The 19889-nt window shown below is 37.8% G+C and carries 20 protein-coding genes and 1 pseudogene; 16 read left to right on the top strand and 5 right to left on the bottom strand.

Annotated elements, in window-relative coordinates:
- The first annotated feature begins 159 nt into the window (after window positions 1-159).
- The 8 genes from ACTQ5J_RS09605 to ACTQ5J_RS09570 all read left to right on the top strand — a co-directional run bounded on the left by ACTQ5J_RS09605 (window position 160) and on the right by ACTQ5J_RS09570 (window position 7314).
- Window positions 160-939: an L-threonylcarbamoyladenylate synthase gene (locus tag ACTQ5J_RS09605; RefSeq protein ID WP_441752561.1), complete on the top strand. Its 780-nt coding sequence runs from the start codon at window positions 160-162 to the stop codon at window positions 937-939.
- A 29-nt stretch (window positions 940-968) separates the two neighbouring features.
- Window positions 969-2474, top strand: coding sequence for a 2-isopropylmalate synthase (locus ACTQ5J_RS09600; RefSeq protein ID WP_441752560.1), 1506 nt, complete (start codon window positions 969-971; stop codon window positions 2472-2474).
- A 15-nt stretch (window positions 2475-2489) separates the two neighbouring features.
- Window positions 2490-3530, top strand: a complete 1041-nt coding sequence (leuB, locus tag ACTQ5J_RS09595; protein WP_441752559.1) for a 3-isopropylmalate dehydrogenase — start codon at window positions 2490-2492, stop codon at window positions 3528-3530.
- Window positions 3531-3535: 5 nt separating this feature from the next.
- Window positions 3536-4924 carry a 3-isopropylmalate dehydratase large subunit gene (leuC, locus tag ACTQ5J_RS09590; RefSeq protein ID WP_441752558.1) on the top strand — a complete coding sequence of 463 codons (1389 nt, stop codon included), beginning with the start codon at window positions 3536-3538 and terminating at the stop codon, window positions 4922-4924.
- Complete coding sequence (gene leuD / locus ACTQ5J_RS09585) at window positions 4921-5535, top strand: 3-isopropylmalate dehydratase small subunit (RefSeq protein WP_441752557.1); 615 nt, start codon at window positions 4921-4923, stop codon at window positions 5533-5535. Before leuC ends, leuD begins: the two co-directional genes overlap by 4 nt.
- A 139-nt stretch (window positions 5536-5674) precedes the next feature.
- Window positions 5675-6019, top strand: a complete 345-nt coding sequence (locus ACTQ5J_RS09580) for an ATP-binding protein (protein WP_373780741.1) — start codon at window positions 5675-5677, stop codon at window positions 6017-6019.
- Entirely contained in the window at window positions 6019-6264 is a 246-nt protein-coding gene (locus ACTQ5J_RS09575; protein WP_373782012.1) for an ATP-binding protein, read from the top strand. Before ACTQ5J_RS09580 ends, ACTQ5J_RS09575 begins: the two co-directional genes overlap by 1 nt.
- 366 nt (window positions 6265-6630) lie before the next feature.
- Entirely contained in the window at window positions 6631-7314 is a 684-nt protein-coding gene (locus tag ACTQ5J_RS09570; RefSeq protein ID WP_441752556.1) for a hypothetical protein, read from the top strand.
- Between the two features lie 59 nt (window positions 7315-7373).
- Here the strand turns inward: ACTQ5J_RS09570 and ACTQ5J_RS09565 are convergent, their stop codons facing one another.
- The 3 genes from ACTQ5J_RS09565 to ACTQ5J_RS09555 all read right to left on the bottom strand — a co-directional run bounded on the left by ACTQ5J_RS09565 (window position 7374) and on the right by ACTQ5J_RS09555 (window position 8621).
- Window positions 7374-7739 (bottom strand): DUF6512 family protein, encoded by a 366-nt coding sequence (locus ACTQ5J_RS09565; RefSeq protein ID WP_441752555.1) that lies wholly within the window; start codon window positions 7737-7739, stop codon window positions 7374-7376.
- A 23-nt stretch (window positions 7740-7762) separates the two neighbouring features.
- A complete protein-coding gene (locus tag ACTQ5J_RS09560; protein WP_441752554.1) occupies window positions 7763-7918 on the bottom strand; it encodes a hypothetical protein in 156 nt (51 codons plus the stop codon).
- Window positions 7919-8138: 220 nt separating this feature from the next.
- Window positions 8139-8621: a hypothetical protein gene (locus ACTQ5J_RS09555; protein ID WP_441752553.1), complete on the bottom strand. Its 483-nt coding sequence runs from the start codon at window positions 8619-8621 to the stop codon at window positions 8139-8141.
- Between the two features lie 28 nt (window positions 8622-8649).
- Here ACTQ5J_RS09555 and ACTQ5J_RS09550 point away from each other — a divergent pair, with 28 nt between their 5' ends.
- The 8 genes from ACTQ5J_RS09550 (at window position 8650) to ACTQ5J_RS09515 (ending at window position 17193) form a co-directional block, all read left to right on the top strand.
- Complete coding sequence (locus ACTQ5J_RS09550; RefSeq protein ID WP_441752552.1) at window positions 8650-9402, top strand: GNAT family N-acetyltransferase; 753 nt, start codon at window positions 8650-8652, stop codon at window positions 9400-9402.
- Window positions 9403-9486: 84 nt separating this feature from the next.
- A complete protein-coding gene (locus ACTQ5J_RS09545; RefSeq protein WP_441752551.1) occupies window positions 9487-10149 on the top strand; it encodes a DNA alkylation repair protein in 663 nt (220 codons plus the stop codon).
- A gap of 176 nt (window positions 10150-10325) precedes the next feature.
- Complete coding sequence (locus ACTQ5J_RS09540; protein ID WP_441752550.1) at window positions 10326-10520, top strand: hypothetical protein; 195 nt, start codon at window positions 10326-10328, stop codon at window positions 10518-10520.
- Between the two features lie 337 nt (window positions 10521-10857).
- Window positions 10858-12606 (top strand): DNA/RNA helicase domain-containing protein, encoded by a 1749-nt coding sequence (locus ACTQ5J_RS09535; RefSeq protein ID WP_441752549.1) that lies wholly within the window; start codon window positions 10858-10860, stop codon window positions 12604-12606.
- A 9-nt stretch (window positions 12607-12615) separates the two neighbouring features.
- The gene (locus tag ACTQ5J_RS09530; RefSeq protein ID WP_441752548.1) at window positions 12616-12939 is read left to right on the top strand and encodes a nucleotide pyrophosphohydrolase; all 324 of its coding nucleotides are present in this window, start codon (window positions 12616-12618) and stop codon (window positions 12937-12939) included.
- 380 nt (window positions 12940-13319) lie between these two features.
- Window positions 13320-15125: a DUF262 domain-containing protein gene (locus tag ACTQ5J_RS09525; protein ID WP_441752547.1), complete on the top strand. Its 1806-nt coding sequence runs from the start codon at window positions 13320-13322 to the stop codon at window positions 15123-15125.
- 290 nt (window positions 15126-15415) lie between these two features.
- Window positions 15416-16522 carry an ABC transporter permease gene (locus tag ACTQ5J_RS09520; RefSeq protein ID WP_373742719.1) on the top strand — a complete coding sequence of 369 codons (1107 nt, stop codon included), beginning with the start codon at window positions 15416-15418 and terminating at the stop codon, window positions 16520-16522.
- Window positions 16519-17193 (top strand): ABC transporter ATP-binding protein, encoded by a 675-nt coding sequence (locus ACTQ5J_RS09515; protein ID WP_441752687.1) that lies wholly within the window; start codon window positions 16519-16521, stop codon window positions 17191-17193. The genes ACTQ5J_RS09520 and ACTQ5J_RS09515 overlap by 4 nt, the downstream gene beginning before the upstream one ends.
- A 130-nt stretch (window positions 17194-17323) precedes the next feature.
- Here the strand turns inward: ACTQ5J_RS09515 and ACTQ5J_RS09510 are convergent, their stop codons facing one another.
- Both ACTQ5J_RS09510 and ACTQ5J_RS09505 read right to left on the bottom strand, forming a co-directional pair.
- Window positions 17324-19105, bottom strand: a complete 1782-nt coding sequence (locus ACTQ5J_RS09510) for a PAS domain-containing protein (RefSeq protein WP_441752546.1) — start codon at window positions 19103-19105, stop codon at window positions 17324-17326.
- A 385-nt stretch (window positions 19106-19490) separates the two neighbouring features.
- Window positions 19491-19859, bottom strand: a pseudogene (locus tag ACTQ5J_RS09505) (ATP-binding protein); the annotation flags it as partial.
- Window positions 19860-19889 lie beyond the last annotated feature (30 nt).

Genomic DNA, 19889 nt, shown 5'->3' with positions numbered 1-19889 from the left:
TTATAGCATGATGAGAACTTTCATCAAACTATTGAACAACCCGACTTAGGTGAAAACACTGAGTCGGGTTTTTTGTATGGTTTGAAAAAATGTTGGTTGCTGAGTGACATGATCTAAGTAAGGAATTTAATATTTGAGAATAGGAAGGATGTTAATCAAATGGAGAATAAACACATAAAGTGGTCAGGTAATTTACAAGAAGAAGCAGTGACCTTATTAAAAAGTGGTGGAAAAACTATCGTCTGTCCTACAAAGGTAGGCTATATTATTGCAACAATGGATAGAGTGGGCTTGGAGAGGAAATTTTCTGCTAAAAATCGAAAACGAAACAAACCTGGTGTCGTTTTAGTAGGCTCATTAGAACAGTTAGATGAGCTAGCGGAAATGACTCCCGAAATAAAAAAGATTTATGAGAAGTGCTGGGAGGAAGACGTGTTATTAGGTTGTATACTTCCTTGGAAAGCTTCAGGCAAACAGTATATACCCGCCGATGGCTCCTCTGAGTTGATGTCAGATACACGCGGAACTAGTTGTTTCGTTATTAAATTCGGTGTACCTGGAGAACAAATCGCTGCTAAACTTTGGACAGATCAACAGTCACTATTATTCGCAAGTTCTGCCAATCCATCAGGAAGAGGTAATCGAGGTGTGGTAGCTGGTATTGGTGAACAAATAGAACATGAGGCAGATCTAATTATTGACGGAGATGACTACGTCAAATCTATTCAGCCAGATAAAACGGTAGACACACGTTATGAACAAGGAGTGATGATTTCTTTTGTCGATGCACACGGTCAACTCGTGCCTGAACAAGGTAATCAACGTTCTGTTGAACCAGCACCTGTCTTAATCCGTAAAGGGTTAGATTTAGAACGCATTATGTTTCATTTGTCAGAAGGTTATCATTCATGGAATTATCGCCACGGAGAGTATTATTGATCCAGTGACGCACTAGAGGAGGAAATAGGATGGTTAAGCAGATTCAATTTTTTGATACAACCTTGAGAGATGGCGAGCAGACACCAGGTGTAAATTTTAATACGAAAGAAAAAGTTCAGATAGCACTTCAATTAGAAAAATGGGGTATTGATGTTATAGAAGCTGGCTTTCCTATCTCAAGCCAGGGAGATTTTGAAGCTGTTCAAGAAATTGCTGCTCAGATAAAACATGCTACAGTTGGCGGCTTAGCAAGGTGTTCTATTGAAGACATTGATAGTGTTCGTGAGGCATTAAAAGAGGCAAATCATAAGCAGATTCATGTCTTTATTGCTACAAGTCCGATTCATCGTGAAAGTAAATTATCCATGACAAAAGCTGAAATTCTGGCGTCAGTTAAGAAACACATTACTTATGCCAAGCAATATTTTGATCAAGTTCAATTTTCGCCGGAGGATGCTACTCGGACTGAATGGGATTTTCTTGTTGAAGTGATTGAAGTGGCAATTAAATGTGGCGCAACGATAATTAATATTCCGGATACGGTTGGTTATACAAACCCAACGGAATACGGTGCTTTATTTGCGTATTTGAAAGAGAATATATCGGCCTTTGATGAAGTTATTTTTTCCTCTCATTGTCATGATGATCTAGGAATGGCGACAGCCAATGCTCTTGCAGCGATCGAGCAAGGTGCACTAAGAGTTGAAGGAACAATTAATGGGATTGGTGAGCGTGCAGGAAACACCGCTTTAGAGGAAGTTGCAGTGGCCCTACATATTCGTCGTGATGCCTATCAAGCTGAAAATCAGATCAAACTGGATGAAACTAAGAATACAAGTGATCTTGTCAGTCGTTTATCTGGAATGCCTATTCCTCGCAATAAAGCGATTATTGGCGCTAATGCTTACGCACACGAATCCGGTATTCATCAAGATGGTGTATTGAAGAATCCTGAAACTTATGAAATTATTACCCCTCAACTTGTTGGGGTTTCAAGTAATGATCTGCCTTTAGGGAAGTTATCCGGAAGACATGCCTTTGTCGATCGTATGGTGAGTTTAGGCTACGATATGTCAGATAAAGTAGTGGTGAAAGAACTTTTTGTGAAGTTTAAAGAATTAGCAGATAAGAAGAAAAACATTTCGACAACTGATTTACATGCCCTTATTGCTGGCGCAACAATTGAAGACCAAGCAAATTATGAATTAGCGAGACTTCAAGTTCAATATATTGAAGAAGGGCTTCATGCCGCTACAGTTGCTGTTCGAGATCGCCAGCAGGATAATCGTATTCTGTTAGATACCGATACAGGAGCGGGAAGTGTTGATGCGATTTATAAAACCATCAATCGCATGCTGAAATTGAATATTATCTTGCATGAGTACCGGATTGATGCCATTACACAAGGACACGACTCACAAGCTCAAGTGCATGTGACGATTCAATTGCCTAATGGTTATCTATCTTACGGCACAGGGATTGATTTTGATGTACTAACTGCTTCTGCCAAAGCTTATTTACAAGCAATCAATTAGAAAGGAGAGTGTTGTATGACTAAAAGAATCGTCGCCCTTGCAGGTGATGGGATTGGTCCAGAAATTATGACCAGTGCTTTAGAAATATTAGCCGTCGCCAGTAAGGGGAAGTTTGCTTACGAAGTGGTCTCTTTTCCTTTTGGCGGGGCTGCGATTGAGCAAGTTGGTATACCGTTACCGCAAGAGACTCTAATGGCTTGTCAACAAGCAGATGCTATTTTGTTAGGTGCGATCGGTGGGCCTCGGTGGGAAGGGGCTAAAGAAACACCAGAAAGTGGATTATTAGCTTTGAGACAAGCGCTTAAATTGTATGCAAATTTGAGGCCAACAAAAATGCAAACTTTTTTGGAAGAAAAGTCTCCATTAAAAGCAGACAAAGTGCGGGGAACAGATTTTGTGATTGTTCGCGAACTAATAGGTGGTTTATATTTTGGACAACCGAAATATTATGATTCAGATGAGGCCATTGATACGATGAATTATACAAGAAAACAAATTGAACAAATTGTTCGATTGGCTTTTGAATTGGCGCTCACTCGTCGTCAAAAATTGACCTCGGTCGATAAGGCGAACGTCTTAGCAAATAGTAAGTTATGGCGACAGATAGTGCAGGAAGTTTCAGAAGAATACCCGTCTGTTGAAGTGGAACATATATATGTTGATGCAGCAGCAATGAAATTGATGATGGCTGCTCCCACTTTTGATGTCATTGTGACTGAGAATTTGTTCGGAGATATTCTAAGTGATCAAGCTTCTGTGATCACAGGTTCACTGGGGCTGCTTGCAAGTGCGAGTCTAAGTATTGATGGACCAGCTTTATACGAACCAATTCACGGTTCTGCTCCGGACATAGCTGGTTTAAATATTGCCAATCCGGTGTCGATGATCTTATCTGTGTGTATGATGTTAAGGCAGAGTTTTCAGCAAATAGCTTTAGCCGATCAAATTGAGACAGCTACTTATGAGACGATTGCGGCTACTGGTGGAACGAGAGATTTAGGTGGACAATTGATGACAAGTGAATTTAAGCAAGAGTTAATTAAACGATTGGAGTGAAAAGCATGGGACAGACACTATTTGATAAAGTTTGGCAAGAACATGTTTTAGCTGGCGAGGAAGGAAATGCTCAGTTATTATACATAGATTTACATATGATTCACGAAGTAACCACACCGCAAGGTTTTGAAAGTTTACGTTCAGAAGGACGCCAGCTGAGGGCTCCTGAAAAAACTATCGCAACGATTGATCATAATGTGCCGACTAAGAATATCTTTACGATTAAGGATGCCATTTCAAGAAAACAAATTGAAGCATTACAAAGAAACTGTCGAGATTTCGGAGTTGAGTTAATGGATCACGGCAGTGAAGGTCAAGGAATCGTTCATATGATTGGACCGGAACAAGGGGCAACTCAACCTGGTAAAACCGTTGTTTGTGGTGATTCACATACAGCAACCCATGGGGCTTTTGGCGCCATTGCTTTTGGAATTGGCTCTTCAGAAGTTGAACACGTTTTTGCGACGCAGACAATTTGGCAAAGAAAACCTAAGATAATGGGGATTAAACTGACTGGTAAACTACAAGCGGGTGTTTATGCAAAAGATATTATGTTGCATCTTATTCATACGTATGGCACTGACTTTGCGACAGGTTATGCGATTGAATATTATGGCGAAGCAGTGAGTGACTTGTCAATGGAAGGACGCATGACATTGTGCAATATGGCGATTGAGTTTGGAGCAAAGTATGGCCTAGTAGCTCCAGACCAGAAAACCTTTGACTATCTTGAAGGCAAGCCAAGAGCTCCCAAAGATTTTAAACGGGCAGTGGCTTATTGGAAGACACTATATACAGACCCAGATGCTGACTTTGACTATGTATTAGAAGTATCTATCGATGATTTAGCACCTTATGTCACTTGGGGGACGACTCCTGCGATGGGGTTACCTTTTGGAGAGAAATTCCCGCGAGTAAGTGATCATAATGATCAACGTGCTTATGAATACATGGATTTGAGACCTCAAATGGATGCGACGGACATCCCTATCTCTTATATATTTTTAGGTTCGTGTACAAATTCTCGTCTGGAAGACTTGATTGAAGGGGCTAAATATATAAAAGGGCGCAAGGTTGCTCCTCATATTTCAGCTTGGGTAGTTCCAGGTAGTCGGCCGGTGAAACGTGCAGCCGAAGCAATGGGAATTGCTCAACAATATATAGACGCTGGATTTGAGTGGCGGGAACCAGGTTGTTCAGCTTGTATATCGATGAATGCGGATCGTGTACCGCCGGGAACGCACTGTGCCTCGACAACAAACCGAAATTTCGAAGGGCGACAAGGAAAAGGCTCACGCACTCACTTATGCAGTCCCGCGATGGCCGTCCTAGCAGCAGTTAAGGGACACTTCTACGACACAAGACTCGATGACCAGGAGGTGCCAGTCTTATGAGACCTTTTATAGTTCATAAGGGAACAACCGTGGCTTTAATGGAGGACAATATTAATACCGATCAAATCTTACCAAGTGCCTTTTTAAATCGGATCGAAAAAACGGGGTTCGGTGAATTTTTATTTGATAACTGGCGCTATCTACCAGGATCAGACTATCCAAGAAAAGTTAAAGCAGAATTTTCATTGAATCATCCCGATCGCCAAGGGGCGAGTATTTTAATAACTGGTGATAATTTTGCAGGAGGATCGTCTCGAGAACATGCAGTATGGGCTTTAGATGATTTTGGTTTTAGAGTAGTGATTGCCGGAAGTTTTAGCGATATCTTTTATATGAACAGCCTGAAAAATGGGATGTTAGCGATTAGTTTATCAGCAGAAGAACGTCAAGCACTAGCAAGATTAAAGGGCGACGAACAGATTAAGATCGATTTAGAAACACAAGAAATAGTGACACCGTATGCTAAGTATAAATTTTCAATTGAAGAAGAATGGCGCCGTAAATTATTAGGTGGAATTGACGATATTACTGAAACAATGGCCTATGAAGAACAAATTAAAGCGTATGAAAGTAAGTGGGACGAGTTTTATGCTTATGACGCTATCACATAGTTAATTGATCTAAATTGGACTGAACTTTTGCCGTCCTTATAGTAATAGTTTTGGAATTTTTATACAAGATATTTAAAGATAGATGTATATTAAAAAGCTTTTTAATTCTCAAAAAAACGAAAGCTAATATGAATTATTCTTGCACAATCATCGAATTAAGGGAGTGATTCATCGAGCCAAACTTCGAATCAAGGAAGCGGATTTAAGTTCGATTCAATATGAACATCGAGATATCAATCGGGAGCTACTCCAAGAGTTAGGTAGCTGTAACTTTGTGAAACACCATATGAATGTCATTTTTCAAGGATTTACAGGATCAGGTAAAATGTACTTGAGTTGTGCTCTTGCTAAAGAAGCGTGTAAATTAGAAATTCGAACGCGATATATAAGATTGCCAGACTTATTAATCGAGCGAGATGACGCATCGTTCAAAGAACAGGGAGTGGCTAAACACCTCAAAAATATTCAAACTATGGACTTCTAGTGCTTGTCGAATGGCTTCTTGATAATCTTTTGGATGCAGATCTCAAGTTTATCTTTGAACTGATTGAACGACGCCACGATACTCACTCCACTATCTATTGTACACAATTTCGGAAAGCGGATTGGCACCAAAGATTGGGTGGTGGCATTCATGCCGATGCGATTATGGACCGAATTGTCCATAAAGCCTTTTGGTATGACACTGGAAAGATGAATATGCGAGAGTTTAATGCCCAAAAAGAATAAGAAATGAACCATAGCCACGCTAACTATTCAGCGTGGCTATTTAAGTGAACTTGACATGCGGACAGGTGGACTCGAAACGACTATCCAAAGACCCGTCCTTCTGGATAGGTGGACCTGAGAACGCGGAATAATCATTAGCCCGAAACTCACAGGGATGGAACTAAATCCTCGTGATTTTAGCTCGAAACTCACAGGGATGGAATTAAATCCTCGTGAGTTTAACCCCAACCCCACCAGCATATTACTTGACACCATAATTGTATTTAGGCATACTATATTTAAGTAATATTCTAATCAACTCGATGGTGATATCATGAAAAAATTTGCTTGTTTATAAACTCAATTTGATTAATGGAGGAAATTAGGATGAAAAAATCGTTTTTATTATTATCTAGTATGTTGGTGCTAGCAAACGTTGGAGTATTGAATGCTCAAGAATCATCGGAGTCTTCATTGAGTGTTGAAATGTCAGAATCAGTATCGACGGACGAATCGACGAGTGAATCTGTAGACGAATTATCAGAAGCAGTAGGCGAAAGCGGATCAGAGAATGAGGACAAGAAAGATCCTTTTGACCCAGCTTCCTATGAGACAGTTTTCGAAGCCGATATGTACAAAATCGGAACCGATATGCCAGCGGGTGAATATAAACTATTTGCACTGGAAGAGTATGCTAGTTATGATTTAACTGGGGATGCCCGCGGTGAGGAATACATTGCCTATAATTCCATCGAAACTTTTGCCTATGTCGTAGTTGAAGATGGTCAATTTCTAGAAATTTCAGAAGCCTTTGCGGTACCGGTGGAGGACGTCGATCCAGTAGAGCCAGTGGATGGAAAATTTGGACCGGGTGTTTATCGTATCGGTGTTGATATTGAACCTGGTGAATATAAAGTAACGAGTATCGGCGAATATGCCAGCTATGACATCGCAACTGACGCTAATTTAATTGAATACGTGGACTATGGTTCAATCGAGAAATCGAATTACGTTGAAGTACGCGACGGCGAATACTTAGAATTAGTTGAGGCAGAGTTAATCGTAGAATAACACACAAAAAAACCAGTAAGCGGATCAGTAGTCCGTTTACTGGTTTTTAATATTCTTAGTTAACTTGGCGGCACAAAAATCGGAATATCCGGTGCAGCAAAGGTGAAATAGATGAAAAGGATTCCCATCAACACCACAAATACGATGGAAATTATCAGATACATACGCCGTGGTTGAATCACACGGTACACGTGAATGGAGAGCAATTGACCGAGCGGAACCGCAACGAAAAGAGAACCGATGTCAATAATTGAAGATTCGACCGCCAGTCCATTCACCCAAGTATAGTACCAGCTGACAATGAAAATCATGCTAATAAAAATCGAAACAGATGCCGCTGCCGTCCATTTGATGAGAGACAAGTTCTGCTTATCATGGAATACAAGGTAGCCGACTCCCCACCAAAGCAACAAAGGCCAGAACACTAGTTTAAGTGTTCCCAAATACTTTAATTAACCGGTGTAAACATACCGACTAAGGCGGACTCTCCTAACCATTCATATAAAAAGTGCAAAGGGAAGGACAATACACAGACGACAATTATTCCAATCCAGCTGTAGCGTTTGTTGAAATGGTCATCTTGCTTTAAATGAATTGCACTCATTGGTTCACCTCCTTCAGCTAACACTGCTTTTAATTCTCAAAAAAACGAAAGCTAATATGAATCATTCTTGCACATAGCGAGTCAACTATGTGTGAAAAGCATACTTTTTATGGGGCTTATGGTAGCTAAAGTCAGTCCCCCAGAGACACCCCCACCAACGACTGGAATGACTTTTGATACAGATTTTGCAAAGAAATTTTTAGTCACTTTTACGCCAAAATTAGCTAAAGTTTTTTTGATAATTGGATAATAAACAGTTTTTGTGAGTGCTTATTGTGGGGGGCTTAACTGCTTGACCAGCTAAAGCTGACGAGACACCTTTAACAGCTGTTCCAAATCCACTTACTCTTAACATTACACCAAGAAAAACGATTAATGAGTTTTTTCCTTCTTCAGTCAACTTATCATTACACATATCTGGGTAACCGTATAAGTACATCAGTTTTTGAACTAAATTAATCGACATGTCATAAAACTGTAAAATATCGGCAGGGATTGATGCTACAACAGCAACACCTCCGGGAAGTCCTGAAACAAAAGAAGCGGCAGATGATTTCATCGTTATAATATTAATTGCTTTTCTAGCTGTGGAAGCAATCTGTTTTTCATCAATAATTTCAATGGGTCCATTTTCAAGAAATGTCTCGATTTCTGGTTCCTCTTTGAATAAGTAATATAAGAACTCTTTTCGATCTATCTTCAAGATCCGATTCGAAAGAAAGGACCCTTCTATGAACCAAATAAGCTTCACTGACACTTACACACTCGGAGAAATAGTCTTAGAGAATGAACACTATCGACATTATCATTACCCTGAAATGTTAGTCAGGTACGATAGTAACTTCATTGAATTTAAACAAGGCTCAACCCTACAGGAATTTATAAAAGCTGAGGAGTATTTGAAAGAATTCCATCAGAAGAGAGGTCAAAATCATCTCAAATTCCTTTTTCCTGTTAACTATAACCCCCAAGTAGACTTAAAAGCATACTTGAAGGAAATAGGATATGGTGTTGGGTTGCTGGAATTGTACGCAATTAAGCCGACAGATTTCCCTATATTACCTAGTAATTCTGATATCAAGATTCAGAGCGTGACTCGGGAAACGTTAGAAACTTTGGTCAACCTGAAATACCAACAAGACTTGGAGTTTGGTGAAGAATTTGCTGAACAGAAGAAAGAACTTACTCGCCGTCAATTTGATAATCCAATGATCCAACAAGTGCTAGCTTTTTATAAGAGAGTAGCGGTAGGGTACGTCGACCTTATTATTTCTAAGGAAACAGTTGAAATAGATGACTTATCCATTGGTGAACTCTTCCAAAAGAAAGGGATCGGTAGTCGTTTGCAACAGTTTGCGATGACGTCATATCCTAACAGAACAATCATTTTACTAGCGGATGGAACAGATACTCCTAGAGAAATGTATAGAAAACAAAATTATCAATACCTTGGCTTTAAATTTGAAATACTGAAAGTAAATTAATGGAGGTCAATTCCATTAATCGTTTTTTTCTAGAACTGCCAAGTCAAAGATGACCCCCTACTTCAATAAAGGAGAACACTAAAGATGAATGAGAATAAAACAACAGAAATAACTCACTCTGCCAAAGCAGCAACCATCCTTTTGCAAATCAATAGCAAAACCATGATGGGCGAGTTACGAAAAATCGCCAAAGAAATCAAAAAAGATCACGAACTTGCGATGGAACTATGGTCAACAGAGGAATTCTTGCCGAGGCTATTAGCCATTTTAATTATGGACAAAAATCTGCTGACAGAAGAGGACATCAACCAACTGGTTGCAGATATGGAGATCCACAATTATAAAGAGCGGAATAACTTAATGGATTGGCTGTTTGCTAATCAGCTCACCAAAGACAAGAAGAAAATTGCCTTGATTGAATCATGGGAGAATAGCTCCTTTGCCCTTCAAAGACGCACTTACTGGTATCATCAAGGACGTTTGAGATGGACAGGGAAGACGCCACCTAATAACACCGAAGAATTGGTAACAGCCATAGAAGCTAACCTTACAGAGGAAGAACCGGAAGTTCAGTGGGCGATGAACTTCACTGCCGGTTGGATTGGTGTCTATGATGAGCAATATCGCGCCCGCCTTATTGAACTAGGAGAGAGAACGGGACTTTACAAAGATGAGTTCGTCTCAAAAGGATGTACGCCAAGTTATTTACCGGAGTTTATTACGATGGAATATAACAAGCGGAATTAGAGGTATTAAGCTGTAACTCCTTTTCTTATGCTATTAATAAATGGCTTAACAGCAAGTTTACGTGAAATGACCGTTTTGACTTTAAAGGTTTAGAAACGTCCGATTCTTTGGTGAAAATTCATTAGGCTTCCCGAGTGGTAGGTAATTCAAGCATGTAACTTAATGATGAAACTGTTATGAAATTGACCACTTCTACCATTATTGACCAAACTGGCAAAGAGTATGAAAATACTCCAATAGAACTTGATATTCAGATGACTGCCCCTATTGAAAAGGGAAAGTTGGATCAAGCAACAATAATTTCTGCTAAAAGAATAATAATGATAAAAAGAGCTTCAAACAATTTACTGCATTTATCAATGCATGTTTGAAGCTCTTTTTTTATTGTACAATATAATTAAGAGAACATAATACCTCTGGATACAGACAGGGGTATTATAAAAAATGGGTAGAAAAGTAGCTATTAATCGTTTGGGATTGTTAGTTTGAGGTTATGATGTAAAGATACTTAGAAAGAATCTTAATATACTGTATAAAGTGATAAAGTAAATCGATACGAGTAATGTAGTATAATTAAACTAAATTATCTTGACTCAAATGTCGGAAACGAATATAAATAATTAACAATTTAAGGATGCACTTCTAAATTAAAAACTAAAAGAAACTTTGATCTAAGCATAAAATAAGTTGAAATAGGTGGTAGTTGAATTGAGTTTAATTAGAAAACCGGTTGTAGAAACAATTTTGTTTGATAAACCGAGTATAAATCAATTTAAGAAAGAGTATCAAACTAGTAAATTTAAAAAATACATTTTAGACTATCCTACTGTATATATCGTAAATGATGAGTCTAAGAAGAAGTACGATGTTTATGTTGGTGAAACTTCTGATATTTATCGAAGAACTCTTCAACATATAAATCAGGATCCAAATACTCGGGAAGATTGGAAATCTCTTGCTAAATCATCATCTGCAGAGATGCTTATTATTGGACATGAGTATTTCAATAAGTCTTTGACCTTAGATATTGAAAATCGACTGATGCTTTATTTGAGTAGTGTTGATAATATCAATCAACTATATAATCGAAGAAGCAATCAACAAAATGAGTATTACACTTCAGAATATTTTGAAGAAATATTCACTAAAGTTTGGAAAGAGTTACATCAAAAAAATTCTAAGTTATTTCCTGTAGAAAGTGTTATCAAAGATTCTGCAGTTTTTAAAGCATCCCCTTTTCATAAATTAAACAAAGAGCAAATTAATGCTAAAGAAGAAATCAAAGCTAAAATATTGGAAACCTTAAATACTGGATTAGATGGGCAATTGATTTTTGTAACTGGAGCTGCTGGTTCAGGTAAAACCGTACTGTTGAGTAGTTTATTTTATGAATTGTTTCAAGGCATAGCAGACGAAGATGATCAGTATCGTTTAGAGAAATTAGACAACTACTTATTAGTGAATCACGATCAACAATTAACCGTATATCAACAGATTGCAAGAAAACTAAATCTCATAAATAAACAAAAAAATGATCGAGTAGGTAAGCCGACTTCCTTCATTAATAATTACTCACCTGACAATAAGGTAGATGTAATTCTGGTAGATGAGGCACATTTATTATGGACCCAAGGTAAACAGTCTTACAGAGGAAAAAATCAATTGCAGGATTTGTTGGAACGAGCAAGGGTTGTTGTAGCTGTCTTTGACTTAGACCAAGTCTTACAAACCAACCAATATTGGGAAGATTCTGAGTTACTTAAATTAGAAAGTCGTATCACTGCAACCATTAATTTGGAAAAACAAATGCGAATTAATTCTAGTCCAGAAACAATTCAGTGGATTCGCAATATAATTGACGAACATACGATAGGAGATATTCCCAAAGACAAGGATTATGATTTACAAATTTTTGATAATGCTCATGATTTAGAAGAGCGTATCCGTCAAAAAGCTAAAGAAACTGATAGAGGACTTTCACGTGTGATTGCAACCTTTGATTGGAAATATATTCAAAACAAAAAGCCAGACGATGATGAATGTTGGATGGTTAGAGACCAAGATTGGGAAATGCCGTGGAATCTTCAATTAGAAGAAGAGGATAAAGTTCAAAAAAGAAGGAACAGACATTTGTCTTGGGCAGAGCAACCTCACACAATCAATGAGGTTGGTTCTACCTACACAGTACAAGGTTTAGATTTAAATTATGCTGGGCTAATTATAGGCCCTTCTGTTCAATATCATAATGGTCGGGTAATATTTAATCGAGAAGGCAGTCATAATAAAAATGCTACACAAAGAAGAACTATGGGCGATGGTTCTTCTGAAACCTTAACGGATACACTTCTCAAAAATGAATTGAATGTGTTATTAACACGTGGCGTAAATGGTTTGTACATTTATGCTGTAGATGAAGGGTTAAGAAATGCCTTACTAAACGCAGCACGAGGAAAGTAGGATGACTAAATGAACTTAATGGATAAAGTAAATAAATTCCGTGATGATAGAGATTGGCGCCAATTTCATAATGAGAAAGATTTATCACTCTCTATTGCTTTGGAAGCTGCAGAATTGCTAGAAATTTTCCAATGGAAAACAGCTGAAGAAGGTGTCAAAAATATTGAAGCCATTAAAGATGAGCTAGCAGATGTTTTAATCTACTCACTGATGCTTGCTAGCAACTTGAATTTAGATGTGGAAGAAATAATTGACGCAAAGATTGCGAAGAATAACAGTAAGTATCCTGTTGAGAAGAGTAAAGGCAATAAGGAGAAGTATACAGAGTTGTAGTGTGCATCCGAATATAAAGGCCTATTTGGACTAAAATAGGAGAAGAACTAAGTTTGCCAGATATTTCAAAAGGAAATCAAGTTTTATAAGCTTCAAAAAAAATATTTAGAAGTAGTAGACCTAATAAAAGAGACAACTAATATTAATAGCAATATATAACAAGAATCTCAAAATGCAATCTCTCATACCAGAGAAGACTCGCTGGAGGTTCTTTTTTTTGTATTAAAAATAGCTAGTAGATTTTATTATCTATCGATGATACGGACATAGTTATCATAAGCAAAACCGATACAGGTCAACTTATCTAAAGGAACAATCTTGATCATTACTGTTTTATATGATCTAATTATAATAGAGCAAACAAAAGGAGTTGATTTCGAGTGTTTAAATATAAAGTAGATGACATGCTATACAGTGAACTTCAAAAAAATGCAGTAGTACCAAAGTTTCAACGAAAATTGGTATGGTCCAATAACGAAAAAAAGAACTTTATTGAAACCTTAAGCCAAGGTTATCCTTTTGGTTCGATTTTAATTTATAAATATGAGCAGGATAATAAATATTCTATTATTGATGGGCTTCAAAGATATACAACGATTGAAGATTATGTTAAAAATCCTGAAAAGTACATTTTTTTTGATAGTATCATCAATGATATTTGTGAGAAGTTCATTGATATGGGGTCGTTAGCACAAACTACATCTGAACATTATAAATTGAAAATAAAGTCAGTGATTGAAGTTTTTGTGAAAGATCAAGGAAAAACAACGAGCAAATTACTTTCCTTATTAATTGAAGCTTTACCAGGAGAATTTGAAAACTTTAGATTAGAGGATTACCCCTTATTAGAAGGGATAACTAAAGATATAGAAAACTTACTTAAGAATTATATAGACATAGATAATTTGAAAATACCGACAATTATCTTTACGGGAGAAGTAGAGGAACTCGCCACTGTTTTCGAGAACCTCAATAGAGGCGGAAAAAAGCTTTCAAAATATCAGGTTTTTGCTGCTCAATGGAGCAAACACGAACTTAAGCTTGCAGAAACTAGCATCAATAAAAGAATACTTGAAATTACGATTTCAAGATATGAAGATTTAATTGCTTCAAGAAATGTTGAGATAAATAATTTTAGTCGTGAAGAGATGACTGAAACGAGAACGATTAATGTGGCAGAATTTTGTTATGCATTAGGGTATTTAATTTTAGAAAAAATGCCAGTCTTTTGGGATAAAACGAATGAAGATACGGCTAATCAGATTGGCTACTCAACTCTAGCATTAGTCTTTGGAATCAAAAATAAAGATATGAGCAAGCTAGTGCATCATTTTGATGTTTTAGACGATTCCAATTTTTTAGAAGGTTTGGTAGAAGCAATTTTAGAAATATTTAGCAATATAAACGATCGCTTTGCAAAAGTATTTAAATTTCCAGGAGTTAAGAATGATAGGTATTATGGTGGGAATACAGCATCAGACTTCCAATTACTTTCTTTTTTTGGTAGCTTATGGCATCAAAAATACCAAGGAATAACAGAAGGGAAACTAACCATTATACCGAGATACAGTAATGATTATAAAATCATTGAAAAAAATATGATTAAATATTTCATTTACGATACAGTTCAATCGCGCTGGTCTGGAACAGGAGATACTAAGTTAGATAGAATAGTGCACGAAGGTGAAAATTATTACCTTAAAGAATTGGAGCGGGAACGTTTTGAAATGGTATTAATCAACTGGCACGAAGATTTAGTTGCAAAAAACAGTATAAATTTCGAGCCGGTTTCAAAAATGATATATACTATCCTGACATCTTACTACTATCTCAACTATCAAGAAAACTATTATGATAGTGAACATGTCATAGCTAGAAAAACCATAATGGACATACGGAGTCAAAGCAATCACGCACTTCCTGGTGGAGCTATTGGGAACCACATGTATTTGGATAGGTCTAATAATCGTGGTAAACAGGACTTATCACTCTATGATGTTAAAAAAGAAGGATTTGAACTTAACGAAGAGTTTCTACAATATAATTTTTATCCAACTAAAAAGGACTTTAGTGAAATAAAAGTGGAAGTAAAGAAGAAGAGTGGAAACTATGACCAGATAGTTCAAACGATATATAACCGTGGAAAAGCAATTATAAATGATTTTGTGACGAAAATTTATAGTTAAAGCTTCCTTTTTAGTTGTTTAAAGCTGAAGGATCTATATTAATATTTTATGAAGACACTTAACTGATAGACGACGACCAAATGTGCCCAATTTTCCTGTTAATCAAATACAATTATTTACAAAATATAGTATAATTAACGGAGAAGCATTGGCTTAAACCATTTTAAACAAACAACTAAAAACCAAGTGCAGATATACTTGTGTTATTTAGTTGTTTTTTGGTAGGTGGGTTAAGTTCACTCAATTAGTTACTGAAATAAACGGTAGTGTGTCGGAGAAGAGGGGAAAGTATGAATTTAGCTTGGAAGGAAATCCAGAAGTCTAAAGGTCGTTATGGCGTGATTGTCTTGGTGTTAATGGCAACCATGTATTTGGTGTTCTTTACGATGAGTTTATCATTAGGCTTGCGTCATCAGGCTGGTTCTAAATTGATGTCAGCACCAATGGAAACCTATATTTTATCTCAAGGATCCAACGGCAATATTGCCAGGTCCACGATGAGTTCTGATTATGGGGAGAAAATTCTCAGCGCTTTAGATGATCCAGAAGCCTTTATTTTGGGCGTTAGACTTTCATCTGTTGAAAACTTAACGCGGGAGACGGAAGCAGATGTGGTGGATATTACATACTTTTCAATTCCACCAGGAGAAACCGCAATGAACCCAACGTTAGTAGAAGGGCGTTTTCCAGAGGGTCCTAATGAAGTGTTGGCTTCAGAGCATATTGTTAACGACGGCATTCAACTGGGCGATGATTTACAAGATGATCGGGTGAATACTAGGTTTAAAGTAGTCGGACTCACCAAGAAAGAGACGCATTCATACAATCCCATCATCTATACTTTGCCGGAGAAATACATTGATACGAGTTTCTGGGGGCAGGTGACAGGCTATGCTGAAGTACAAGCAGTCGTGACAGAGTTGAGCCCAGAAGAAATTAATGACGAGGTTCGGGCGCTGAATGTTGATATCCATCATAAAGACACGATTATCCAGAATCTGCCTGGTCTACTAGCTCAGACGGCATCTTTTATTTTATTAATCATTGCCATGTATATTATTTCAGCCACGATTATTGGCATGTTCTTTTATATTATCAACATGGATAAACGGGAAGAGTTTGGTTTGTTGAAGGCCTTTGGTGCTAGCGATAAAATGTTAACTAAGATGGTGATTCGCCAAGTTTTAATGGTGGCCGTCATTAGTGTGGTACTCTCGGTATCCTTAATATTACTAACTAGCGTACTCCTTCCGAGCATCGTACCATTTTACTTCGTGCCAGAATATATTCTAGGCGGAAGTATAGCCTTCGTATTGATTGCTTTGCTAGGCTCGCTGGCATCCTTAAGGACCATTCGAAATGTTGATCCTGCAGAGATTATGGGAGGGACGCACTGATGGAAATATTGCACCTCAAAAACTTAGTTAAAAGCTATCCTGATGGCAACCAAGAGCGAGAGATCATTGCTGACTTGAATTTAAAACTCAAGCAAGGAGAAGTGGTGGCAGTAGTGGGTCCGAGTGGATCAGGAAAGTCTACTTTCTTATCGATGGCAGGCCTTTTGATTACCCCTAATGCAGGAGAAGTTCAAATTAAAGGAACGAATACGAGCAGCCTAAATGATGAAGAGAAGACGCTTTTTCGTAAAGAGCACATTGGTTATATCTTCCAAGGTAGCCATTTAATTCCTTACTTGAAGGTCAAAGAACAACTTCAAATCATTCAATCTTTAAGTGGCTATCAAAACAATGAAGAAGTCGATAAATTGCTATTGGATTTAGGGATTAGCCACCGTGCTGAAGCGTATCCAGAAGCTCTATCCGGTGGAGAGAAGCAGCGAGTAGCGATTGCCCGAGCCTTCATTAATCACCCTAGTCTAATCCTGGCGGATGAACCTACTGCTAATTTAGATGAGTCACTTGGTCGAGAGATTATTGACATGATTCGCAGGCAAGTTAAAGCGCGGGATACTGCCGCGATTGTCGTCACCCATGACACCAGTCTCTTAAGTCTAATGGACCGTGTTTATCGCTTAAATCAAGGTCAATTAGAAGAAATGCAAGTATAATATAAGCGAGGGATACGGACTTTCGGGTCTGTATCTTTTTTTTGTAGGGGACACAGGCGCATTTTCTTCTAACTAAAAACCCCCAAAAGATAAGCTTGTAAGCTTACTTTTTGGGGGGTTGAATGAATGATTATTGACTTAAGGCATTATTAACGGCTTCCATAATTGCTTGAGACGTTAACGATGCGCCTGAAGTAACTTCAACTTCAGTAGAGTTATTTTCAACGATTGCTGCTGGAACATCACTAATGGCTGGATCAGAAATGCTAGCTGTTTCGCTATGTTCTAAAACATTAACCGCTGTAATAACGCCGCCTTCAACGATCACTTCAACTTCAACAGCTCCGTTATGTCCTTGAGCTGAACCAGTGTAAGTACCGTCTTCTAAGTTAGAGAAGTCGACAGAAGCTGCTTCTTCAGTGCTTTCATCAGTTTCAGATGTTTCTTCTTCTTCCACAGTTTCGGAATCGTCTTCAGTTGCTCCAGAAGTGACATCTGTTTCATCGATATCTAAGTCTGCGCCAGTTTGTTGTAACCAGAAGTCTACTACAGGTTGGATATCCCAAATCACTTCGTTAATTCCCATGTAGTTACCATCTTCATCGTGAATAGCATAGTAGTCATGAACGACGAATTTTTCAGGGTCAGAGTTAGGTACACCCATACGTACGTGATCAGTATGACCTTCACGTAATTGGTTGATCACCCAAGAAAGATTTTGTAAAGCTGACTCCGGGTGAACGTCGGCAAGAGCGCTACCTACTTGATCAAGTCTACGTGAACCTAACATTTCTTCAGGTTCTAACTTGTAGTTGTAGAATAAGAATTGGTTATTGTCATCCGCGTAAGTTAATTCAACAGGTTGTGCTTTTAGGAATTCGTTAATTTGATCAACCGTTAGAACACCGTTGTCTAATTTAACGTATGTATCTCCTTCAACCGCGTCTACTGCCTTAGCAGCTTGATCTACCCAGTCTTCAGCAGCCATATCCACATCAGCAATCGTTGTTCCGTGTGCTGATTCGCCTTCGGCATTAACATCTTCAAATTCTAAAGCTTCTTCAGGGCTTAAGATTGGTGCAGCATCTTCGGTTGTTTCTGCTTCAGTTTCCTCATCGACTTCTTCACTGATTTCTTCCTCAGTTTCTTCAGTAGTATCACCGTTTTCTTCACCGGTTTCTTCTGTAGCTCCTGATGTTGCGTCTACTTCATATGACGCATTGTTTTGTTGCATCCAGAAATCAATCACTGGTTGGATGTCCCAAATAACTTCGTTGACACCCATAAAATTGCCTTCATCGTCATAAATTCCATAATAATCATGAACCACAAACTTATTTGGATCAGAATTCGGAACGGCCATACGGACATGGTCAGTGTGACCTTCGCGCAATTGGTTTACAACCCAAGATACATTGACCAGTGCTGACTCAGGGTGAACATCTGCTAATGGATTACCAGCTTGGTCAGGACGACGAGAACCTAACATATCTTCAGCTTCTAATTTGTAGTTATAGTATAAGAATTGGTTGTTGTCATCTGCATAAGTTAGTTCAAAAGGATTCGCTTTTAAGAAAGCATTTAATTGATCAACTGTTAAAAGTCCGCTATCCAAACGAACATAAGTATCGCCTTCTACCGCTTCCGTTGCAGCAGCGGCCTGATCCACCCAATCTTCTGCCGTCATATCGATGTCGGCAATCGTAGTTCCTTTGGCAGCACTTCCTTGAGAAGTTAAATCTTCAAATTCAAAAGCTTCCTCGGGAGATAGTGCGGTCGAAGTATCAGCCACCTCTTCAGTATTTACAGATTCTGATTCAACTTCTGAATTGTCTTGAGCAAATACCATTGTGCTACTTAATGCAAGTGAAAGAACCAAAGGTATAGTTAATAAGTTTTTCCAGTTTTTCATAAATCTTCCTCCTTTATATAATGAAACCATACCAAAAATATGCTTATAAAACAATAGTGAATGGTGTTTTTGTTACAATAATGCATAATTATATTGTATAACTAAAATTGCAACAAATGGTAAGAAGGCATGACCAATCAATCTGAGGTAATGGTTAAAATTCTCATTTTTGTGTAAGTAATCACAAAAAAGCGCGTGCCATAAATCATTATGTTGAGCTAATTAGCACTAGAAGGAAATATTTGGTGAAATAAATCTAAATAATTTTTGTTATTGTCAAGAAAAAGAAAGCCCACTAAAGTACCTAATCATTCGATGAATAAATCGTGAGAGGTGATTGATTCAACCCCATCACACATTTGTTTTCTTTCCACCGCTTCAATTATCAGTGAGAGATTCCTCCTATACCATGACGTTCACGCATTGACACTTCACCATCGATTAATATCTGATAAGAATCATGAATAATACGATCAAGAATCGCTTCTGCCAATTGTACATTTTCAATTTTTATATGCCAGCCTTCTGGACCAAATTGAGAGCAGAAAATCGTAGAAGCATTTTTTAACCGAGCTTCTACAATTTCAAATACATGCATCAAGTCCTCTTGTGTTAAAGGAGTTAGTAGAAATTCGTCCAATATAAGCAAGTCAATTTTACGATATTTATTGACGAGTTTTCGATAAGAACCATCCGCTTCATATTTAGCTACTTTTAGTTCATCAATGAGTTCTGGTAAACGTATGTATTTAACTTTTAGCCCTCTTAAGCCAAAAGACTACTC

The sequence above is a fragment of the Fundicoccus sp. Sow4_F4 genome (genome assembly GCF_052116145.1).
Lineage (GTDB): Bacteria > Bacillota > Bacilli > Lactobacillales > Aerococcaceae > Fundicoccus.
Note: the sequence above shows the minus strand (reverse complement) of the source record. Positions and strands in the feature narration are given on the sequence as shown.

What these genes read in the sequence shown, in the direction of transcription:
- leuD (WP_441752557.1), top strand. Translation starts at nt 4,921, where the DNA reads ATGAGACCTTTTATAGTTCATAAGGGAACAACCGTGGCTTTAATGGAG.
- leuC (WP_441752558.1), top strand. Translation starts at nt 3,536, where the DNA reads ATGGGACAGACACTATTTGATAAAGTTTGGCAAGAACATGTTTTAGCT.
- ACTQ5J_RS09520 (WP_373742719.1), top strand. Translation starts at nt 15,416, where the DNA reads ATGAATTTAGCTTGGAAGGAAATCCAGAAGTCTAAAGGTCGTTATGGC.
- ACTQ5J_RS09530 (WP_441752548.1), top strand. Translation starts at nt 12,616, where the DNA reads ATGAACTTAATGGATAAAGTAAATAAATTCCGTGATGATAGAGATTGG.
- ACTQ5J_RS09600 (WP_441752560.1), top strand. Translation starts at nt 969, where the DNA reads ATGGTTAAGCAGATTCAATTTTTTGATACAACCTTGAGAGATGGCGAG.
- ACTQ5J_RS09605 (WP_441752561.1), top strand. Translation starts at nt 160, where the DNA reads ATGGAGAATAAACACATAAAGTGGTCAGGTAATTTACAAGAAGAAGCA.
- ACTQ5J_RS09560 (WP_441752554.1), bottom strand. Translation starts at nt 7,918, where the DNA reads ATGAGTGCAATTCATTTAAAGCAAGATGACCATTTCAACAAACGCTAC.
- ACTQ5J_RS09570 (WP_441752556.1), top strand. Translation starts at nt 6,631, where the DNA reads ATGAAAAAATCGTTTTTATTATTATCTAGTATGTTGGTGCTAGCAAAC.
- ACTQ5J_RS09510 (WP_441752546.1), bottom strand. Translation starts at nt 19,105, where the DNA reads ATGAAAAACTGGAAAAACTTATTAACTATACCTTTGGTTCTTTCACTT.
- leuB (WP_441752559.1), top strand. Translation starts at nt 2,490, where the DNA reads ATGACTAAAAGAATCGTCGCCCTTGCAGGTGATGGGATTGGTCCAGAA.
- ACTQ5J_RS09545 (WP_441752551.1), top strand. Translation starts at nt 9,487, where the DNA reads ATGAATGAGAATAAAACAACAGAAATAACTCACTCTGCCAAAGCAGCA.
- ACTQ5J_RS09550 (WP_441752552.1), top strand. Translation starts at nt 8,650, where the DNA reads ATGAACCAAATAAGCTTCACTGACACTTACACACTCGGAGAAATAGTC.
- ACTQ5J_RS09540 (WP_441752550.1), top strand. Translation starts at nt 10,326, where the DNA reads ATGAAATTGACCACTTCTACCATTATTGACCAAACTGGCAAAGAGTAT.